The organism is Robinsoniella peoriensis (assembly GCF_000797495.1).
GTDB classification, from domain to species: Bacteria; Bacillota; Clostridia; order Lachnospirales; family Lachnospiraceae; genus Robinsoniella; species Robinsoniella peoriensis.
In genome coordinates this window covers 310,485-333,650 of sequence record NZ_JTGN01000006.1, presented here as the reverse complement: position 1 = coordinate 333,650, position 23,166 = coordinate 310,485, and the positions used below count along the sequence as shown (strand labels likewise).

Annotated in this window: 1 protein-coding gene; it reads left to right on the top strand. The window is 43.9% G+C overall.

What is annotated here, in order from left to right:
• The first annotated feature begins 85 nt into the window (after positions 1-85).
• Positions 86-23,074, top strand: coding sequence for an NlpC/P60 family protein (locus tag QR40_RS14230; protein WP_044295635.1), 22,989 nt, complete (start codon positions 86-88; stop codon positions 23,072-23,074).
• Positions 23,075-23,166: the final 92 nt, after the last annotated feature.

Sequence of the window (23,166 nt, the reverse complement as noted above, 5' to 3'; positions counted from 1 at the left end):
TCAAGTGTAACAAAATGGCATGTGACAGAAATTATCAGCATCTAAAAAATGCAGCGCTGACTGCTTTGAAAGGAGGTGACTGTATATGATGCCATTTATGCACAGGTACAAGAAAAGGGTTAAAAATAAAAAAGGCTTTACAATTACTGAATTAGCTGTAGTTTTAGGTGTGCTTAGTATATTGATTGGTATAGTTGCATTTAATGCAGTGAGAATCGCTAATCAGGCATACATGGCAAGGGCAGATGATACTTCTCAGGTAATTTATATGGCGATGCAGTCTTCGCTGACAGATCTGAAAGTTCAGGGCAAGTTTGATGAGGAGTTTTCGGATGCAAACCGGGGAACGGAATTCTTTGATGTTCCCGAGGAGGCGATTAAGGGAGGTACTGTGGATGGAGTTGATTATCCCGGCGTGACATTTCCTGGAGTCGCCGAAGGCAGTGCAGATGAAACTGCTAAAAAGCAAGAACTGATCGATTCAAAAAATTTAGTTTACATGGAATTGAGCAAAGATGACTCGGATGAATCTGCTTTGCTTTACCGTCTGTTAGAACCTTATATCAGTGATAAGAGTATTCTCGATTACAGCATTCTGGTAGAAGTTAATCTAAATAATAAAACGGTTCGTTGCGCATTTTATTCAGAACGTACAGATAGCTTATCTTATAATGAAACAAGTTTAAGCGAAAGTGTATTAAAGAGTAAAGAAAATGTGCTTCTGAGGGACCGGGGTGCCCTGGAAGATAAAAGACAGGGCTACTATGGCGCTCAGGGGATTGGAGAACCGGAAAATTTAGGACTTTTGGAGAATGCATATGTAAAAGTTAATAATGATGATATGCTTACTATTGAGTGGGGTGAAATCGGTCCGGAAAATGATGCAGGTGGAGTAACGGATGATAAGAGGAAAAAATTCACCAAAATGACTTATGATATATCCATTGTAAATGCTGTGGATACGTCGAAGGTCTATTATAAGATAAAAGACGTTACCGCATATAACAGCGGAGATGGTTATATAACGCCAGGAAGTACTGTGACAACAGGAGCATCCGGCGATGTCCGTGGTCCAATGCCGGTTTATGATCTGTATTCTTATGATAAAAATAAAGGCGTGAATAACGCTCTGAAAACGAATTTAATGGTTCCTTTTTATACGGAAGAACTCCAGGGTGATGGAACAATGAAGAGCTATGACGGCTCTGATGAGACCAGTACCTTTAAGCACCGGCTGTCATACTATGTACCTGCGGATAAAGCAGGGAAGAAACAATATGGAGTGTTCCGGCTTGTTCTCGACAGTATAACGGATGACAGTGATGATAAATTATCGGTCAATAAAAAATATCCCTCAATACCATGGAATGAAAACTTTAAAGTCATAGTAGAAGGAAAGTATAAAGGTGAAGGATTTACCGGATCCATGAGTGTTTCATCCGGAGAAGAAAATGCCTATACGGAAGCAAAGACGGTCAATCCCGCAGAAAACATCTATATCACAGGTGTACGCGGCGGTACGGTTTTTGAAGAAGCAATGGCATATCTGGAAAATCGTAACAAAACAGCGTTATCTAACATGTGGTACGGTTTAGGGTATGCACGACATCTGAGCAATCTTCGGTACATACTGAATTACAAATCAGATCCGACAGCCCCGGATTATAAACCAAATAAAGATGGCAATTTCCAGAACTTTATGCTAAATGATGACATTGACTGGAGTTTACAGAAGCTTGGAAGAGAAGAGGTTATACAGCCCGGAGGTGGTAACAAAGTATATCACCGGCTGGTAGTGTCAAATGCGTCAGGTAATGATCTGACTACAACAGATGTCTCAAAACTGCGGATTTTACAGCCGATATCGGCAAATGAACATGATGCGTTAGAGCCAGACAGAACAAGAGGGTTTGAAGGATCATTTACTTCCACGGTTAAAAAAGATACTGCCGGGAAAATTGAATACCAGAAAAAGGCGGATGGAAATTATCTTGAGATTGAAGTTTTGGATTCGCTGGGTGTGAAGAAAAAGGAAAAAATTCCTGTTTATCACAACTATAAATTATCAAACTTAAAAATAAGTAATACATATACAGATCCGGGTAATCCGGCTGATACAGCAAAGGAAAACAGAGTAGGTCTTTTTGAAATTGTTGGACAAAATGCATCTGTTAAGAATTTTACCATTGAAGGCATCACGGCTAAGGGAAATGATTATGTAGGCAGTGTTGCCGGCGAGTTTCAGGGATTTGGAAAGAATATTACACTCCTGAAAAACGAGAAAAATAATTATCACACGAAAATGGTAGAATCGGCAAGCGGAGAAAAAAGTGAAGAACGACTGAAGGATAGCAGTGGAAATGAAATTGTTCTAAAACCTTACGCATATGGAGCAGCGGATCCTGGATTTAACGGCAATACCATAAAAGCAGCAGGTAATTATGCCGGGGGAATTGCAGGTATACTTGCAATAGGAATTGAGGACACAGTTCCGGGTGATGCAAAATCAGGAATGCTGGTAGATACTGCAAACGGAACCCGTTTCATCAGTCTGTATGATGGTAAGATTAACGAAGAAAATCAAACCCAGAATCCTGCTCTTGGAAATGCCAGCCGAAAAGATTTGAATGGTATATCCGTAAAGGCAGATAACAATGCCGGAGGAATCGCCGGTGTTGCAGACAAAAAGACAGTCATAACGAAAGCGGTTAACACCGGAGAAGTTACAGCTAAGCAGTATAATGCCGGAGGAATCGCCGGAAGTATAGAAGAAGGAAGCACTTTTTCTGGACTTGATAAAGCAGCGGGTTCAACCAATGAGCAATATGTTATCCGGGATTACGAATATATTACGGGTGCCGGGACGACTGCGGTGAAGACTTACAAAAGTGAATATTCCAATTATGGAATTATTCAGGCTGAAATAAATGCCGGAGGAATTACAGGTTCTGCAGAAGGACCGTTGAATCCAAAACTGCATTATGATGTAGTAATCGAAAATACAGCAAATGCCGGTCCGGTGCTGGCAACAGACAGTTATGCCGGAGGAATTGCAGGACAGATACAAGGTTATCAGGTATCCCTGCAGAATGTGGTAAATAAGGCCGATGTGGCTGCTGTTGGTTTGACAGCGACTGGTGGAGCAGGAATAAAAGGTTATGCCGGAGGTATTACAGCAGCCGCAGGAAATGAGTTTTTAATAAGCGGAGCTGTAAATCTGAAAACGGAAACAGGAAAGATCATTGAAGATATTAAAATCGGAACAGTGCCTGTTATGAAGCCTGGTATTTCAGCGGTATCGTATGCCGGAGGAATTATAGGCTTGGCAGATGATCAGGTGGAAATATCAAACCTTTCATTACCTTATAATATTGGAAACCTGACGGCAAATGCCATAATTCAGGTCAGCAACAGTGCGAATGTAACCACTCAGGGCAGTTATGCCGGAGGGATCGCCGGTGCTTTGACAAAAAATGTAAAACTTAATGTGGGGACTACTCAGGTGCAGGAAAAACCGGTCTATAATGAAGGAACGGTTAGTGCCGGAGGCAGTTATGCCGGAGGAATCACAGGTGTGGCAGCCGGAAAAGTTGAGATTCAAAATGTGGAGAACCGTTATAATACGGTGACCACACCTAAGATTGAAGCTGCCGGCAGTTATGCCGGAGGAATCGCAGGCAGTGTCACTTCCGAAGCAGATGCAGGTTTGTTCCCGGGGGACACCGAATCAACAGATACCGAAGTAAAGATTCTAGTCTTAAAAAGTCTGCCAAGTATTACGGTGGATCCTATAACAGATGAAATAGATCCTGTTCTGGGGTATTACACAAATACAATGCCGGTTAGCACAACCGGTACAGTCGGCAATAATGCCGGAGGTATTGCGGGAAAACTAAATACCACAGAAGAAATCAGAAATGTATTTAATGCCGGAGTTGTATCCGCATCACAGGCAAATGCAGGTGGAATAGCCGGTTACATCAGTTCTGCAGTTACGATCACATATGATGAGAAATTAATTGAAGCCAGAATGAATCATACCAACTCCATGGCCACAAATGAAGGATCAGTAAATGCATACAGAAATGCCGGAGGAATCGCAGGAAATATTTCAGATGGGAATGCAGTTATTCATAATGCATTTAACCGTGGAAATATTACAGCGACTAATGAAGATGCCGGAGGAATTGCAGGGCTGATCCAGGTAAGGCAGCCAGGGGGTTCCACTGCACAGCAGGACAGATTTATCCTGACATACAGCCAGAATATCTTAGATGATGTTGTGATACCTGCAGACGCGGGCAAAAGAATTTTTTATACAAACAGCGGTTCAGTTCAGGCGGCAAATAACGCCGGAGGAATTATTGGAGACTCACATACAGATGTGAAGAATGTGTTTAACCGCGGAGCGGTAACATCACGAAATGGAGATAATGCCGGAGGAATAGTCGGCAATATGAACAAAGACTCTGATACTGATGCAATGGTTATTGCAAATGATGAAGGGATCGCGAAAAGAATTATTTCACATATAACTACCGGGGTTACGCCTATATATAATAATGCAGGTACGATTCAGTCTTTTGGGAAAAATGCTGGCGGAGTTGCCGGTCATGGTGAAAATACCGATATTATAAATATGTTCAACCAGGGGGCAGTAACTGCCAACAACAACAGTAACGCCGGTGGAATCGCGGGAAGTATTGCAAAAGGTAATATCAACCACGATAGATCCGTAGCCACGGAAGTATTTGCAGGTATGATCTACAGTAACCAGGGAAATGTCACAGCAGGTGTTAATAATGCCGGCGGTGTGATCGGAACTGGTGTAGATGTTAATATCAGTAATGTATTTAACAGGGGCAAGGTAACAGCGTCAACTGGCAGTAACGCTGGTGGAATTGCCGGAGATCTTCAGGGAAATGCGCAAACTGTTGTGATAAGTATAGATGGCAATATTGCATCCAATATGATCGCAAACAGTATGTATACAAATCTGGGAGATGTTAAGGCAAGGATCAGCAATGCCGGAGGTGTGATTGGAACCGGTGTAGATATTCATATAACAAATGTATTTAACAGAGGTGCTGTTACAGCCGAAATCGGAGATAATGCCGGAGGAATCGCCGGTAACTTACAGGCGAATACACAAGATGCTGCTGTCAGCAGTGATACAGCAATTGCATTAGACATGGTTGCTAACAAGATGTATACCAACCAGGGAAATGTAATAGCCGGTGGCAGTAATGCCGGTGGAATCACAGGCAGGGCTACAAATGTTGTTTCCATTACAGATACTTATAACAGTGGTACTGTGACAGCAACGAACAATAGCAATGCCGGAGGTATTGCAGGGCAGGTGATTGGAGAAATACATATCGAAAGCAGAGAAGCTACGGCTAAGAAATCTGTGGAAGAAAAAGTATGTACCAATCAGGGAATTGTAACTGCTTCTAGGGATAACGCCGGAGGAATTGCCGGAAGTGCCGAAGGAAATGTAACGATAAAGGATGTATTTAACCGTGGAACTGTAAATGCACGATACGGAAATAACGCCGGAGGCGTGGCAGGATTCTTGAGCGGAAAAGGTACCATTGAGCACAGTAAGAACGTCGTGATCGATGGAACTCATAATGTAATTAATGATTACTTCATGACCAACCAGGCAAGCGTCACCGCAGGCGGAGACAATGCCGGAGGAATTGCAGGTAAGGTAGTCGGCGTTGGTTCAGCAGATGCAGACAGAGCGATCATAAAAGATGTCTACAGTGGAATTTCAACAGCGGCTGGAGCATTGCCGCTGACAGTAAATGCCAGAAGCAATGCAGGCGGTATGGTAGGAAGACTGATCGATACTGATATTACAAACGATGTCAGTGTAGATACAGCAATCAGTAAAGGAATTTACACAAATAATTCTACTGTAACAGCAAGCCGCAGCAATGCCGGAGGAATTGTCGGCAATGCGGATGGCAGGGACAGAGCAGATGACAGATTTAATAATATGTCATACGCAGGAATAGACAGCATCAAGACAGGTTCAGGCCTGGAACAGAACAGCTTTAACATCTCTGATGTCTATAACGCAGGGAATGTTACTGCGGAAAGGATGAATGCCGGGGGGATCTTCGGTATAGGCGGTGACGGAAAATACAGTAATAAGGACAATCGTGTGGTAAACATGATTGCAAAGGGTATGAGTACGAATACGGGAAATGTATGGGCGAAAATTGCAAATGCCGGAGGAATCTTCGGTTATGCAAGTGAAAAGTTTGAGATTTCCACAACCGCAAAAGACTATCAGGGAAATGATATAGATGCAGATATCACCGATTTATTTAACAGAGGAAGCATCAGGGCACAGTACAATGCCGGAGGAGTAGCAGGAAAAGCGGTAAAGCTGGATCTGAAATATTCCAGGAAAGTACTGACAGATGCTATGAATGCGAATGATCCTGATAATTTCCTTTTTACGAATACAAATCGGGTAACCGCAGATTATGACAACGCCGGAGGAATCATTGGCGATGCGGACATCTGTATTTTACAGGATGTATTTAACAGCGGAATGACAGGAACCTATGAACAGGTTCAGAATAGTGGCGCCCAGGGAGTGATCAGTGCCGGTCAGGACAATGCCGGAGGTCTGGTGGGAAGAGCAGATGCAATGAGCATTTCCTATTCCAAATTAATATCAGATCAGATCATAAATAACCGTGCATATGTCTACACCAACCTGGCTAATATACGTGCAGGAAGGGACAATGCCGGAGGAATCATCGGTAACGGAAGAGGAAGTGTGCAGCTGCTGGATACCTATAATATGGGCCAGATCACCGCAGGAAGAAATAATGCCGGAGGAATTGCCGGACAATTATATGATAAGGGAACCGGAGATATTGTCAGCGACAAAAAAGACAGCGCCGACAAAGATGTGGCAGACTTAAGCGGAATTGATGTGAAATTAAATCAGACCGTGAAGGCAGAAGATACCAATATAGGAGGTACTGCTGTTAAGGATCTGAAAAAAGCCAAAAAAGTCAGCTATATTACCTATCAGACAATCACGACAGGTCCGGATACACCGGATGCACCTTATCAGAACCGTTATACCAATGCTCCGAAAGCTGCAACAGTAAAAGCATCGGCAGAGGATAATATAACGGCAGGCAACAATAATGCCGGAGGAATTGCAGGATTCGTTACTGGTAATCCGGGAAATATCCGCGTTGAGAACACCTTTAACACAGGTGCGGAGAAGAGCGGCAATGCAATCTGCGGTATTCGTGCGAGAAACAGCAATGCCGGAGGTTTGGTAGGAAATTCAGTTTATGCAGATATTACCTACACATTTGATATTAATCCCGGACCGTCAAATCTGAATACTACAGATAAAGGCGATCACAGTACATTTGCACCGGCGTTTAACGATGAAGCAGTACGTAAAGATCCGTATGCAATCCGTATTGGCGGTAGCATGACGGGACTTCACATGGTTGCCAACAATGCCCAGGTAAGGGCAAGTTCCATAGACAAGGGTGCCAGCCAGACAACTGCTCAGGGATTGGTTGATTTTAGTACAGGAGACCAGTATAACCTGACCAGTCAGAACGCAGGCGGTGCAGTCGGATATATGGAAGGCGGCAGAATTGAAAGAGTTTATTCGCTGAAAGGAGAAGTTGTTTCTCCGGAAAATGTAGGCGGAGTAGTAGGATTTGCAAAGAATGCACTTGTGAAACAGGTTACCAGAATGGATGGAGAAGACATTTCCCTTGGGACAAAAGTTGCAAAGGGAAGCGGAAACTTTATTCAGAGGGGAAGCCGGAATGTGGGCGGTATCATCGGTTATGCCTATGATGGAACTCAGGTACTGGATACCCGGAATTACAACAGCGTAACCGGAAGAACAAATGTAGGCGGTATCATTGGATATGCAGGAACAAGCGTAGAAGTAACGCTTGCCCAGAATCTGAAAGCTGTTACCGGTAAGGCGTATAGCGCCGAAGATTTAAAAACGGATACGGCATCCGTAACTTTACCGGGTTACGAATCTGCACAGCTTGATAAAAGTAATGTAGACGGAAGCTATATCGGTGGAATCGTGGGCCGGGGTGACAATAGTGTTATTGTTACCATGAGTAAAAATGACCCGCTCATAACCGAAGAATTTAAAGATTTACAGGAAGATGCAAAGTTTGCCGGAAAGTATACCCTTGGCGGCAACCAGTCTAACGCAGTCAGTGGAAAAAGCTATGTAGGCGGTATCACAGGAGCATACGGTATTATCAATTATACAGTCAATACCGGACAGATATCTGCGGTGCAGCGTGCAGGCGGTATCAGCGGAAGCGGTTACCGGATCACAAATACATACAACACGGGCGATGTGATTGGTGAAAACAGGGTGATTTACATTCATGATGTAGGACATGTTCCGGGAAATTCAACATTGACAGAATATACACAGGCAACACATATCGGCGGGATAGCCGGTGAGCTTGGTGAACGTACCGGCAACGGAATTGTTCAGAAGCCGGAGACGGGTGTCTATATCCAGAGTGTATTCAACAGTTCGCAGATTGTCAGAGGAGCCAGTTACACAGGCGGTATTGCAGGTTATGCAGTCGGTCCTGTGGATGTATCTTATAACAGTGCAACCATATCTGCAAAACAGACGGATACCGGACTGGATGACTTAGGAGTATCCGGTACAAAAGTAGGCGGGCTGGTAGGCGTAATGGCCCAGGACCGCAGCAAGACCATAAAAATAACAAACAGCTATAACACAGGAGAAATAATAGGTACCAACGACCGGGGAACCCTGATTGGATTCCTGGAAGGATATACCGATGAAGTAATTAAATCAGAACGTATTGAGAACAGCTATTATCTCAGTGACAACGAACTGAAGTATTGGAATAGTTCCACCTCACAGATCGACTCCACCTTCAACTATGGGTTAAAACCAATTTCACTGCCAAGCAGTACAGACTATGAAACATTTGTACAGAAAACACAGCAGTTGAAAAAGGATGGAGATCCGGCAGATAATACAACTCCGTTGGATGAAAAGAGAACGGACAGTGAATATGGTCTGCGAAATTACAGCAATATGGTACGCCAGTATGCAAAGGTAAATTCCAGCGTCAGCGTATCTATGGAATATCCGGCCAAAGGGGAAGAAAATTTGAAAACCCCTCTTAACAATAAAATTACGGGAACCGGTTCGGCAGATGTGGCAGCTTCTTCAGGCAGCCTTGCAGCCCAAAAGGCAAGATCGGCTAAATTTGTTTATCCATGGACAGAGGATGAATTAACGTTGGGAATGGATTATGAATTTCCACAGCTGGATCTGGCAGGTGCTTCTGCGGATGACAGCGGTATATCCGAAGTCAGTCTGGGCAGTTTTACAACAAACGGAGGACAGGCACTGCCGGGTAATAACCAGTCGTTTACGTCTCTTGATAATACGAAGGTTTCCTATTATTACAACTATTGGCCAACAAAAGTCGTTGATTATATGCAGTCATCCGTGGAATACCATGATGGAGGAAATAATGACAATTCAGCGTATACAGACGGTACCTGGACAGCAGATAACACCAACAATACCGGAGTAGAAATAAAATTCAGAGACAATGATAAGTATCCGGTAAAGAGAGTTACACAGGAAAATGTTGATTTATTAGCCAGGTTCAAACTGAGCAGCGGCGCATTGCCAAATTATATGAACTTCTCCGTTTATGACGGACACAGCAGAGGAACCTATAATTATAATAATACAGTTTTTACAAATACGATATTGCCAAAATCGCCGGTTAAAGTTTACACACTGGCTAAGGCATCCAGTTATGAGTATGACGTCCCCAATAAAAAACAGGATATTATGGTAAACGGGGAATTGTATTATTTCTATGCAAAAGATACGGCAGGAAATGATCCGGATAAATTTGATTCTGTAGATGATATTACGGTATCCGTAAATCTCACAGGAGCAACTAATATGACTATCCGGATAAATCTTCCTTGTGAAGAGATGGATTCTTATCTGCCGGCTTCCAGTGGTTATTTTACATTAGAGGCAACCAAGATTTATGATAAGGAATTAGGAATCAAGCCGGAAAATTTAGCGGCATATGACAGAACCAGCAGAATGTTCAGTATGCATTTTTCAAATACTGAAATAGATGATGTTCATAATGACAGTATACTGGATGAAATTCCGTCCATTGATTTTGATGATCTGGATGATCTGGAATATTATCCTCAGACGACAGCGGCATTGGGAAGTACACTGCTTGCAGAAGATGAGACAGCAGCCCAGCCGGATACATACCGGGTAGAGACAGAGAACAAGCTGCAGATCCGGAATGAACGTCATTTATATAACATGAACCTGGGTGAAAACATGGGTTATGCAGCAATCGGAAGTTCCTATCTGAAATATCTTACAAGAGATATAGAATTAATGAATAATATCCAGTTATCTACAAGTGATGGCGGATACAATGGATTTGTAATTGGTGCATCCAATAAACGTATGTACCGTATGACGGGATCTCTGGACGGAAATGGTTATACCATTGGAAGAATCAGGGTAAACCGTATACAAAATCCCGGTAATTTCGAGGCCGGGGCATCCATACCGAATACACATTATGCTCTGATTTATGATTTGAGCGGCGGTGTGGTGAAGAATTTAAATATCGGAAGTGACAGCAAGATTGTTGCCGATGAAGCAGCAGGGCTGGCATATTACGTAAGTAATGGCAGGACGGCCAGGAATCCGGATCCTTATCAGGATTACGACAATGCTTTATTTGAGAACTTAAGTCCGCAGCTGCCGATGGAAACCGGCGCAGATGCAAAAATCTATGATACAAGGGTATCTGCAAGGATAAGTGCCAGCAGGGCAGGAGGTTTTGCACTGTATACGGCAAGGCGTTTCAGCGGAAGCGGGGATGTTCCTACAACAGCATCCGGAAGAGAGGCAGTTAAGAAAGCGGTTACTTTTACAGATGATACTTTTGCCGGAAAGATTAACGGTATCTATGGAGGAAATGATCCATTTATGAATGCCGGAGATGCACTGGCAAGAAACTCATCCAGATCAGCAGGTATCTTAGTATTTGTTTCCGGTACCCGTAAGTCAGAAGATATTGACGAAACGAAGCCAGGTCTGAATCTGTATCAGAATTACAGAACCGAGGCGGAAGTAAATGGGTGCCAGGTAGACAAAGAAGGATATGTATTTGCAAATAATGTATCTGCCGGAATGATCTGCGAGGCATTATATCCCCAAAATCGGGTGGGACAGATTGGAACAATCCGTAAATCATCCAATAACGGGGCAGTTGTTGCCCATGAACAGGCTAACGGCATCACGCAGGGTATTGTCAGCTTTGGTACAGGTGACACGGTACAGCAGGCAGACTGCAGAAATGAAAGCAGGATACAGGTTACTTATTCTTATAATAACGGTATCGTACAGACGCCGGACGGCAACGGACTGGCAAGCGGAATCGGAAACTATGTAAGTGAAGCTTCTTATTGTACGAATAATGGAAGTGTATTTGGAAAAATTGCTTCCGGAATCAGTAACTATGGAGATAAACATACCGTTGTTGACCTCTGTGTAAATAATGGTTATGTACAGGGAACGCTGGCAGCAGCAGGTATTGTGGCAGTTCCTTCCGGGTATGGCGGAACAGCCGTACCGAATCAGGATGTCCAGCTGAAACTGAGTAATTGCTACAACACAGGAAATGTTGCAGTCACTACGAATACGGATAATAAAAAGGCAATAGAAAATTCTTACGCCGGAGGTATCGTAGCTTATGCATCCAGTCCAAGACCGGACAGCTACAGCTGGGATACGTTAAAACCAACAGATATTACGGATAACGATGACAGAAAGACCATTATCAGGAATTGTTATAATGTGGGAACCGTTCACTATATCAAAGATTACACTGCGGATTCTTATATTTCAGGTACTTTCTCAGATAATAACCGGAATATCGGCGGAATAGCCGGAGGAGGATTAAACCGGTTCGTAGATATACAAAACTGCTACAGTCTGTCTGATCCGGAACTGAGCATCAAACAGCTCCACCAGGCTTACAAGCTGGTAATAAACGGAGCAACGACGGATTTCACCTGGAATCAGGTAGTAGTAAACCAGGATCCTGACGCAAAAGGTTATAATTACAAACTGGATGCGGTTGGAAATACAACCTATGGAAATAACGTAACAACAATGACTTATATGGATATGATGTCCGGAGATAATTTCAAAGGCTTTGATCCTGATATCTGGACTCTGGATAATCAGACCAGGGACGATGACGGAGATGTCTTGTATCCATTCCCACAGTTTGTGAAGAGACAGCAGACAGCGGAATACGTCGGGGATCAATACCTGGCAGATAAACCGGACTTTGCATTCAACGCAGACTTTAATAGACGCAAGAACAATATTGATATAGAAACCCCGAAAACCACGATAGAAAACGCACAGGTTACGGTTAAAGATGCTGTATCCAGTACAATCAGCTATCAGAGTACACCTTCCAATTATTCCATTCAGATAGATGGATATGATCCGGCAGCCTCTTATCAGGTCACAATCTATGATGGTGATGCATATGAGAAGGCAGATTATGCCCCGATTACCATCCGGAAATTTGAAATAGCACCGGGAGGTGCGGTAACTTCAGGCGGCAAACTTCCGAATTATGAGTCAACCACCACAACGGCGGGAACGATGAAGTTCTTTAATCCGGCAAATGTTGTATTTAACGCAGGAACAGGGACACTTCAGATTCTCGATGAAGAGGAAACCGGCTGGTATATGCCAATTAAGGGATACTATACAGCAATTGTAACAAAATCCACAGGAAACGCCACGACAGCGGATATTGAATCTAAAGTCAGTGATTTCCAGGATAAAAACGGAACGGTAAATGGTATTGCAAAATCTGCAATAAAAGGAAACACCTCAGAGCGGTTCCAGGTACATTTTGGAGGGGATAATGCTGATGGAAGTAATATTGATTCCCAGACAACCTTCTTTGGTCTGCTGCCAACCGGATATTCATACGGTACACAGGCGAAGCCTTATTATGTAACAGACCAGTACAGCATAATCGGCATGACTACATCCGGTATTGCACAGGATGCCACAACAGGGCGTTATTACAGGCAGAGCCAAGATTTCAAAATCGATCAGCCGTTCTATGAAATGTTTGAGTTTAACGGCGATTACGATGGCGATGGCCATAAGATCACTCAGGACAACAAAGATATTGGATTTATATCCTATTTAAGAAGTAAGGATAAAGCATCGTTTACAGCCAGTGTACACAATTTACAGATGCAGGTAAAAGCAACGGATACGTCCGGTAAAAAGCTTAAGAACCTTGGAAAATACCAGGAAGCATCCAACTATACAGCAAACCTCGGACTGATTGCAGATTATGCGGACGATGCGTGTCTGGATAAGATTACGGTAAGCGGAGAGGTACGTGCTCAGGGATTTAACAGCCTTGCCAATGTAAAGAGATATTTAAATAACAGTTATACACTTGGCGGTGTGGCAGGATTTATCAGAGATTCAGAAGTAACCGATACAAGAAATAACGCGACTCTTGGAGTGAATTTAACCAGACCGGAAGCAGATGTTCCCCTTGGAAATGGGGACACGCTGAAAGTAAAATATGATCTCCCGGCAGCACTCAGTATCGAAACAGCCGGAATTGCAGCGTATGCAAAAGATACAAAATTCGTGAAAGTTTCCAATAATGGCGAAATTATTGCCAGTCAGGGAAATCATCACGCAGCAGGTCTGGTGCATACCATGGAAGGAAGTAAATCACAGATTTCACAGAGCATGAATGGCGGCTATATCAGAGCACACAACGGTACGGCGGCAGGACTTGTAAAGGATTTAAGAAGCGGCCAGATCAAACAGGCTTATAATACCGGTAAAGTAACAGCTCTGGCAGTTGCTTCAGCCGGAGGCAGCGGAACCGCAGTTGGTATTGCCGCAGATGTTACAGGCAGCGTAACGGAAGTTTATAACGCAGGATTTGTAAGCGGAAAATATCAGGGAAGCTTATCCAGGAACAAAGGGTCCAGAGGACGGTTTACAAATGCATACTATCTGAAGGACGAAAATTTCTACTGGGGAGATTCCACACAGCTGCCCGGATTGCCGGGATCCATGGTGGTGACAGACGATAAGGATCTGGAACTGTACCTGGGATTTGGCAGGGCACCGAATGAATATTGGGCTTTCGCAGACAATAAACACGAAGATTATGTGACAACACCGGCAGACCCAGACAATGGTATTGATGAAGTTTACCAGGATACCTACGCATTGACTTATGCAGAAATCACGGATGCAGCCGCTATGGCGGCAAAGGGATTCGATATGACAACAGGAGGTGCGGACAAAACCTGGAAGCTGGATCCGAATCCGGCAAATGATACCATTAACAGCAGTAACCTCTTATTGAGGGATTATGCTAAAGATCCATATCCACTGCCGCAGTTTACGCAGTATGAACATAAGACAAGAAAAAACCTGAACTTCCCGCTTCTGTTCGGAGCGGCACAGGAAACCGGGAAAACGCCGTATGGAAGCAGCGATAAGAAGCTGAAATACGAACCTTATGATCCGGTGGCTGACAAAGGGAAAACAGAGACATTTAAGGATACCATCAAGGTAGATCTGAATAATGTGAGTACCACAGCCAGATATAAAGTCCTGGTTTATGAAGGCGATGCAATAGCAGAGGATATAAAGAAACAGGAGAAACAAAAACTATTCGTTACCATAGAGAAGAAATATGTGGATCTTCGGAATCCGGGCAACCTGTCCAATATCAGTAATCTGAACAATATGCAGTACAGTAAGATTTATGTAGACGGGCAGAGCGGATATTATTATGAGGTCCTGGTAAGGGATGGATATGGAAATGAAGTACCGGCGATATTCGCCAATAAAGAATTTATCAATAACAAAAATGAGATTTTATTCAATAACAATGTATTAGACAGGCTGGAAGAGCCTCAGAAGGAGAAGCCATACTACAGTGCAACCGTGGTGGAATATCAGGTTCCGGGCAAAGAGGAGACAGATAAGAACAACTTCTACTCTAAGTTTAGTCCGCATTTTGCAAAAGCAACAGAAACGCAGAGTGCTGCATGGGAATTTGGAACTCCGGCAAAACCTTATGAGATCATGACTCAGAGAAACCTCTATAACATCAGTCTTGGGGGAATCAAACACGGGGACAGCCATTATCTGAAATCTCATTATGCACAGACACAGGATCTGGAATTAAAAGATAAGAAATTATCTGTGCCTGTACAAACGAACCAGGAAGGAATCATGCAGGAATTCTGGAAACGGGGCATTGGAACCCCGGCACAGGACTTCTCAGGAACCTATACTGGGGCGGCAGCGGGAGGAACGAATCACAAGATTCTGGATAACAGGTCGGCATCAGCAGCGAAACCGGTTGGATACAGCATTTTTAACGGAATGACTAAGAACGCTAAAGTATCAAATCTGGATTACATTATCAATAAAGCGGATTACCGTATCAGTGCAGATGCTATCCTTGTGAAGACAGGAGCAGGTACCATTTCCGGTATCAACCTCACTTCTGCCGCAGCGGACACCTTAGTAAAAGTAACAACCACAAGCCCAGACCGGTTTGGTCTGATTGCGGGTGAAATAAAAGCGGAACCAGGAGCAGCCGAGATACCGGTTGTAGAAAAGATTGATATCAGGAAAGAAATTTCAGTGGAAAATCAGGTTTCGAATAAAGAGGACATAGGCAGTACGATTGGCAAGATCACCGGTTCTGCAAATCTGGCAGATGTAACTTCGGCAGCATCTATAAACCATACCGGAGCAAGCAGCAGTCTGGCTTCTACAGGCGGAATTGCAGGACGTGTAACAGCACCTGCAGGTTCTACAGAGCAGGCAGCGTTAAGCTTGAAGAATGTACATTACCGCGGAGGAAAACTGGTTCTTACAAATGCAGGCAACCAGAGGACAGGCGGAATCGTGGGTCTGATTGAACAGGCTGATACCGTTATGGATAACGTTTCCTCATCTGCGGATATCATCTTGAACCGTACAAACGGACAGGGTGCTTACGGTGGATTAGCCGGAAAGCTAATTAAGTCCGGCATTGAACTGAAAAATGGCACTGCTTCGGGGAATATTGTTCAGAATAACACAACCCAGAGCAGCAACCTGGGCGGAAGCTTTGGTGGAATCATCGGAGAAGTTCAGGAAACACCGGATATTGCATTTACAAATGTAACGGCAGGCAGCTATGATGCTGCAGCCGGAAGCTCTGTTACTAAGATACAGGCTGTAAACAATGGCAGCAGTGAAGCAGTGGCAGGCGGGATCATTGGTAAAGCAGTTATGGCATCACCTGGAAGTGCAGATGCACCGAACAGTCTGGTTATGAAAAATGTGACAGGCAATAGCGCGCTGAACCTGAGCTATGTATCAGGAAGCAGCAGAATCGGCGGAATACTGGGATATGCAGTCAATTACGCGGTGGAGATGGAAGATATCACAAACCGTGGAGATATTGCAATCGACAGGAACCAAACCGGCGGATTGGGAACCTATGGAGGTCTGATCGGAAAATTAGAAAAATCAACGATCTCCCTTACAAATGGAACAGCATCCGGCAGTATGGCAGAGAACAGCAGTGACCAGAGTTATAATCATGGAGGTGTATTTGGAGGAATTATCGGAGAGGCATCAGAAGTACCGGATATTGCATTTACAAATGTAACGACGGGAAGCTTTGATACCACAGCAGGAAATTCTGTTACAAAGATACAATCAGTAAACAATGGGAATTATGAGACATTACTGGGTGGAATCATCGGAAAAGCCGTAATGGCGGCGCCGGGTAGTACAGGTGCACCAAACAGGCTGGTGATGAAAACAGTAACGAACAACAGCGGACTGAGCCTTACAAATGCAAAAGGAAACAGCAGAATCGGTGGAATACTGGGGTATGCGGTTAATTATACGGTGGAAATGGAAGATACAGCAAACCGTGGAAATATTGATATCAATAGAAATTATACCAATGGGCTGGGAACTTATGGAGGTATGATCGGTAAGTTAGAAAAATCAACGATCTCCCTTATAAATGGAACGGCATCCGGAAGTATAACAGAAAGCAGCAGCACCCAGAGTTATAACCGCGGAGGATCTTATGGAGGAATCATTGGTGAGACTTCGGCAGTACCGGATATTGCATTTAAAAATGTAAGAACAGGAAGCTTTGATGCAGGAATAGGTACGTCCATTTCACAGATACAGGTGGTGAACAGTGGAAGTTATGAAGCCATAATTGGCGGCATGATCGGAAAAGCCGTAATGGCAGCCCCGGGAAGCGCAGACGCACCGAACAAGCTGGTCATGGAAGATGTAATCAATAACAGCAGCCTTAATCTGAATTATGCGGTTAATAACAGCCGTATAGGAGGAATATTAGGATATGCCGTAAATTACTCGGTTGAAATGAAAGAAATGAAGAACCTGGGTAATATCAACATTATCCGTAATCAGACCAATGGTCTGGGAACTTATGGAGGCATAATCGGTAAGTTAGAAAAATCCGATATAAAGCTGACAGATGCAGCAGCATCTGCAAACATTACAGTAAGCGGAACGCAAAGCTATAATCAGGGCGGATCATTCGGTGGAATCATTGGTGAGACCGCAGGCGTTAGTTCAATTACAATGAAAGACGTGTCTGCAGGCAGCTATGATGATGCAACAGCAGCGGGCACTACACAGATTGTCATTCCGGACAGCGGTCAAAGAGTTATAAATGCAGGCGGAATCATTGGCAAGGCGGCAGCAGATACAACAGCTGCATCCAATACCATACAAATGGAAGGTATTGTAAATAACAGTACCATTCAGATAACGTCTTCTGCAAATGACAGCAAGATGGGCGGTATCATCGGTACAGAAAAGGGATTTGCGGTTGAGTTAAAAGATGTACAAAACCGTGGAAACCTAAATGCTTCTCTGGTAAGTGATACAAATTCACTTTACAGCGGCGGATTTATTGGAAAAGCCGAAGGCGGAAGCGTTGTAATCGAAGATACGGACAGCACTGGCAAGAGCAATGTGGTGAACCAGGGACATACATCAATTAAAAATGCCTTTGTAAATACTGGTGCAGATGTAACTACCGTATATGCAGCAGGAGCGATAGGAAATATTGTATCAGCACCTCTGTCAGTCAAAGGTTTTGAAAACATAGGAAATATAGAAATTTCAGGACAGGGTAAGACAGGTAAGATGGCAGGCGGTATCGTAGGCGTGTCAGATCAGTCAGAAGTTACAATACAGGGCAGTGTGTCAAGTGGTGACATCAGCTTAAAACAGATCAGCGGCAAAGGTTCTTTTGGAGGACTTGTTGGTAAAATCTCAAAAGCGGATATATCGGTTACAGACAGTACAGCCTCTGGAAATATTACACATAAGGATACTGCTTATGCTGTAAGCCAGGAAGGAACCTATGGAGGCATTATCGGCGAAACATCAGAAGTATCTGAAATTACGCTGAACGGTGTTACAGCCGGAAGCTACAATACGGCGGACATGAAACCGGCTACCCAGATCAATATCAGCAATAGTAATAAACATGCTGTATCTGTGGGAGGCATCATTGGTAAAGTATCAAATCCGTCAACGGAAGCAGATGCCAAGAATAAGGTGACGATGGATGGCGTTGTAAATAACAGTTCCATTCAACTGGCGAATCCTCAGACTGAAAGCAGGCTGGGAGGAATCCTTGGAGAAATGCAGAGTTATTCCGTGATTATGAAAAATACGCAGAACCGTGGGGATCTGAGCGTAACAGGACTGGGTGATGAATCCGTTCTTTACAGCGGTGGATTTATCGGAAAAGCGCAGAACGGCGATGTGGAAATCACAGACACCGATGACACGGATGTAAGCAATGTACTAAACGAGGGTAACATCTCTGTCGGAAAAACACCAAGGTCTGCGACAACAGCAGGTTATCTATATACCGGAGGTGCAGTCGGCTATGCGGACCATACTCCTCTTACGGTTCATGGATTCCAGAATACAGGAAGTATGGCTGTTACAGGATCATCAGCTGGCACATACTTCTATGGAAGTACAGCTACAGGTGGAATTCTGGGTAATGTGATACAATGTGACGTTGAAATGGATGAAAATATTTCTGCAGGAAATATTGCTGTCAGCAATACAAACGGACAGGGAAGCTATGGCGGACTTGTGGGCAGAAGTGAACAGGGTAAACTAAATATCAAGAATTCGGCAGCTACAGGCAGTATCGAACAAAACGGAAGTAATCCGGTTAACACACTGGGAACATCCGTTGGAGGAATCATTGGAGAACTGAATGAGGCAGCAGAAGTAAAACTGAAAAAAGTAACAGCCGGAAGCTACGATGATACGGATCCGGACAGCCAGACAAAACTGTATGTTAAGAATACAGATAGGCACATGATAAATCTGGGTGGTATTATTGGAAAAGCATCGGCATCAGATAACAGCGCGAATGTCATTACTTTGCAGGGAGTGACCAATAACAGCAATTTATTCCTGGAGAAACCTGCGACAGAAAGTAAACTTGGCGGAATCATGGGACATCTGCAGGGTTATACTGTGAACATGAAAAACACTGTGAATATCGGAAACCTTGAAGTATCCAAGCTGGGCGATGAATCTGTGCTTTACAGCGGCGGATTTATCGGAAAAGCAGAAAATGGAAATGTCCATATGGAAGACAGCGATGATACTGGAAACAGCAACATCAGAAATACCGGAAATACAGTAATTGATTTAGAAGTTCAGAATCCAAAGGCTGATACCTTTACGCCTGGTACTGTTTACGGTGCCGGAGCAGTGGGATATGCGGCTGAGACCATGCTTGAACTGTTTGGAGTGAGAAACGAAGGTAATGTAGAAGTAACAGGTAAAAATCAACATGCTAATTTCTACGGAGCAGGAATTGCAGCCTATGCGGCAGATAGCGCATATCCAACAGCGCCGCCAACCACACGTTTCATAGTCCGGAATGCACTGAATCAGGGAAATATCCAGGATAACCGGGATAAATCTGATCCGGATGAAGTGCCGGCAAGGGCAGACGGAATTGCAAAAGCGGGTGGAATCTCAGCAGAGATCCTCTATAAGAGCGGCGTGGATATACAGTATAATCACAATGCAGGAGGAATCAAAGCAGATATGGCGGCAGGTATAGTTCACACTTTGGATGAAGACAGCCTTCCGTTCAGTACGGTTAGGTATAACATCAACGTGGGAACCATCGATGCAGGAACGCATGAAAACGGAGCAGATATAACTGCAATGTGGCAGCTTCCGGTAAAAGTGGATGTAAACGGTGATGAGTATAACGGGCGGGGCGAGAAAATGACAACAGCTCCGCCGGATGAAGGGGAAGGGGATGCCGAAACCCCGGAAACTACATCTGTAAAAGCAAAAAAACAAAAAAATAAGGCAGATAAAAAAGCTGAGACAACAGCGCAGACAACAGAAAGCCCCGCTGAAAAGCAAACCGGGCAGGACACAGAAAGCGAAGAAGAAGCAAAACAACCGCTGTCGGGCGAAAGCGCAGCCGAAACAAAGAATATACCGGAAACCGAAGATGTAACTGATACAAAAAAAACATCAGAAACAGAAAGTATAAAGGAAACAAAGGCAACGCCGGAGGCGGAAAGCCAGAAAGCAACGAAGAAGGCACCGGAGACGGAAAGCCAGACAGCAACGAAGAAGGCGCCGGAAACGGAGAGCCAGACGAAAGCAAAGAAGGCACCGGAGACGGAAAGTCAGACAAAAGTAATAAAAGAACCGGAAACAGAAAAAGTGAAGAAGTCGAATGCGGCGTTGAGATCTGCTGCGGTAACGGAAATACAAACGGTACCGGAGACAGAAGAAGAATCCAATATGGATTCAACTTTGGAAGTGGAAAGTTCAGAGTACAGGAGATCCGGTTCCAAATCCGGAGAGGTATCTGTCATAGATATTCATCCGGAAACGGAAATAGAAGATTCCAAAGACAGTGCCGAAACATACCCTGAGATACAGGAAAATGAAACCAGATCCAAGAGCCGTACAGGTTCAGGCAGTGGCGCAGCTACTGAGGGAACTTCAGAAACAGAAAGCAGTTCGAAATCTGAAATGGAATCTGAAACCCTTAAGGAAACAGAGACGGAGACTGAAACAGTAACAGAATCCGAAAGTGTGTCTGAAACAGAAAGTGAATCGGAATCCGAAACTGGTTATGAAACGGAGAGCAACACAGAATCCGAAACAGAAACAGAAACTGAAACAGAGACAGAGACAGAACCACCTGAACCACCGAAACCGGCCATTGCCCAATATTATAACATTGGGCTGGAAGATATGGTTCGACCGGAGCAGACGGAAGAAACAGATACGACCAATACAGGTACTACCGATACAAGTACCACCGAAACGGATGAGTCTGAGGAAGAAGAACCGGAAGCAGAAAGTGCAATCTTGTTAAGTCTTGCACAGATGCAGGATCTAGATACCTTAAAAGATAAATCCGGCTGGGATGATACCCTGATAGAAGGAATTAACCCGGCAGATCCGGATGCACCGGCAAAATGGATGATGCATACCGCAGATGAGTCAGAAGGACAGTATACATTGCCTGTATTAAGAGGAAATGAATATGTACCGGACGATGATACCCATTATATGGTGCAGGCGGTCAATAATGTATCCATTACAAATGACCCGGCTTCCGGTGATTATGTAGTGAATTGGAGTTACACTGAACAGACGGATCCGTCTGTGGATGGATTTGCAATTATGCTATACGATGCTAATCAAAATCCAAAGAGGATACTTACTTTAAGGCCCGGACTGGCAAACCAGTCCGGAACACCAAAAGCAACTTCTTACAGTTACCATTTCAGTCCGGAGTACTGGGCTGACATCACAAACCGTTTGACGGAGGATACACCGTTTCTATTAGGTGTAGCTGCAGTGAGAGATGGAAATGACAGAAGAATGCGAGGGGAGTCAATAGATATCACTCTGGGTAAGACAGAGGGGCTGATAGAAGCAGGAGACTCTTTGGTAATGGAAGCGGATCCCCTAATCCTGAACAGCAGGAGAGGTAAAATGAGATTTTCCCGGGGATACAGCGGAACGATCGGAGATACGGTGGTTCAATATGCTTATACCCGTTTAGGGGATCCTTATTCCATGCCATTAGCAGGACAGGGAGACTACCTGGATTGCAGTTATCTTGTAATGACAGCTTATGATCTTGCAGGTGTATCAGTACCTCGTGTAGCAGCTTGGCAGGCACAGTTCTGTGCCGAACAGGGAAGCGTAGTTTCCAGAGAGGAACTGCAGCCCGGCGATTTAATTTTTTACAGTTATGAAGCTAATGGAGATTATATGAATATCAGTCATGTAGCAATCTATGTAGGTGACGGGATGATGATTCATGCGGCTAATTCCGCCAGAGGTACTGTATTAGATCCAATTGTTGAATCTAATATTAACTTTTACGGAAGACCATATACTGCTGATGCAAATATCAATGCGAATGCAGATATGATGCCAATTGGAACCAATGATTCTGAAATTTATCTGGTTGCACAAATTGTAGGTTTGGAAGCCGGTGGAACAGGAGTAGAAGGAATGACAGCTGTAGCAGAAGTTATTCGTAACAGAGTAATGTCACCGCTATTCCCGGATACAGCTACAGGAGTTGTAGCGGCACCAGGGCAGTTTACAACCTATGCCATGATTGACAGTTATGTACCAACAGCAGAACAGATTTCAATCGTCACCCAGGTGATGAGCGGAGAACTATCTGTATTAAATAATTCAGATTGTCTGTATTTCTGCAGCAAAGGTTTCTATGAATCACAGGGAATACATGATGGGTTCTGGGGAAACATGAGTTTGATAGCAGAATATGGAAATTGTTTCTTCGTACCTTAATGGTACAAGTACAAATCAGAGGCACTATGATTATATGATTATTATAATTATAGTGCCTTTTATAATAATACGGTTATACAAAGGAGAAAAGG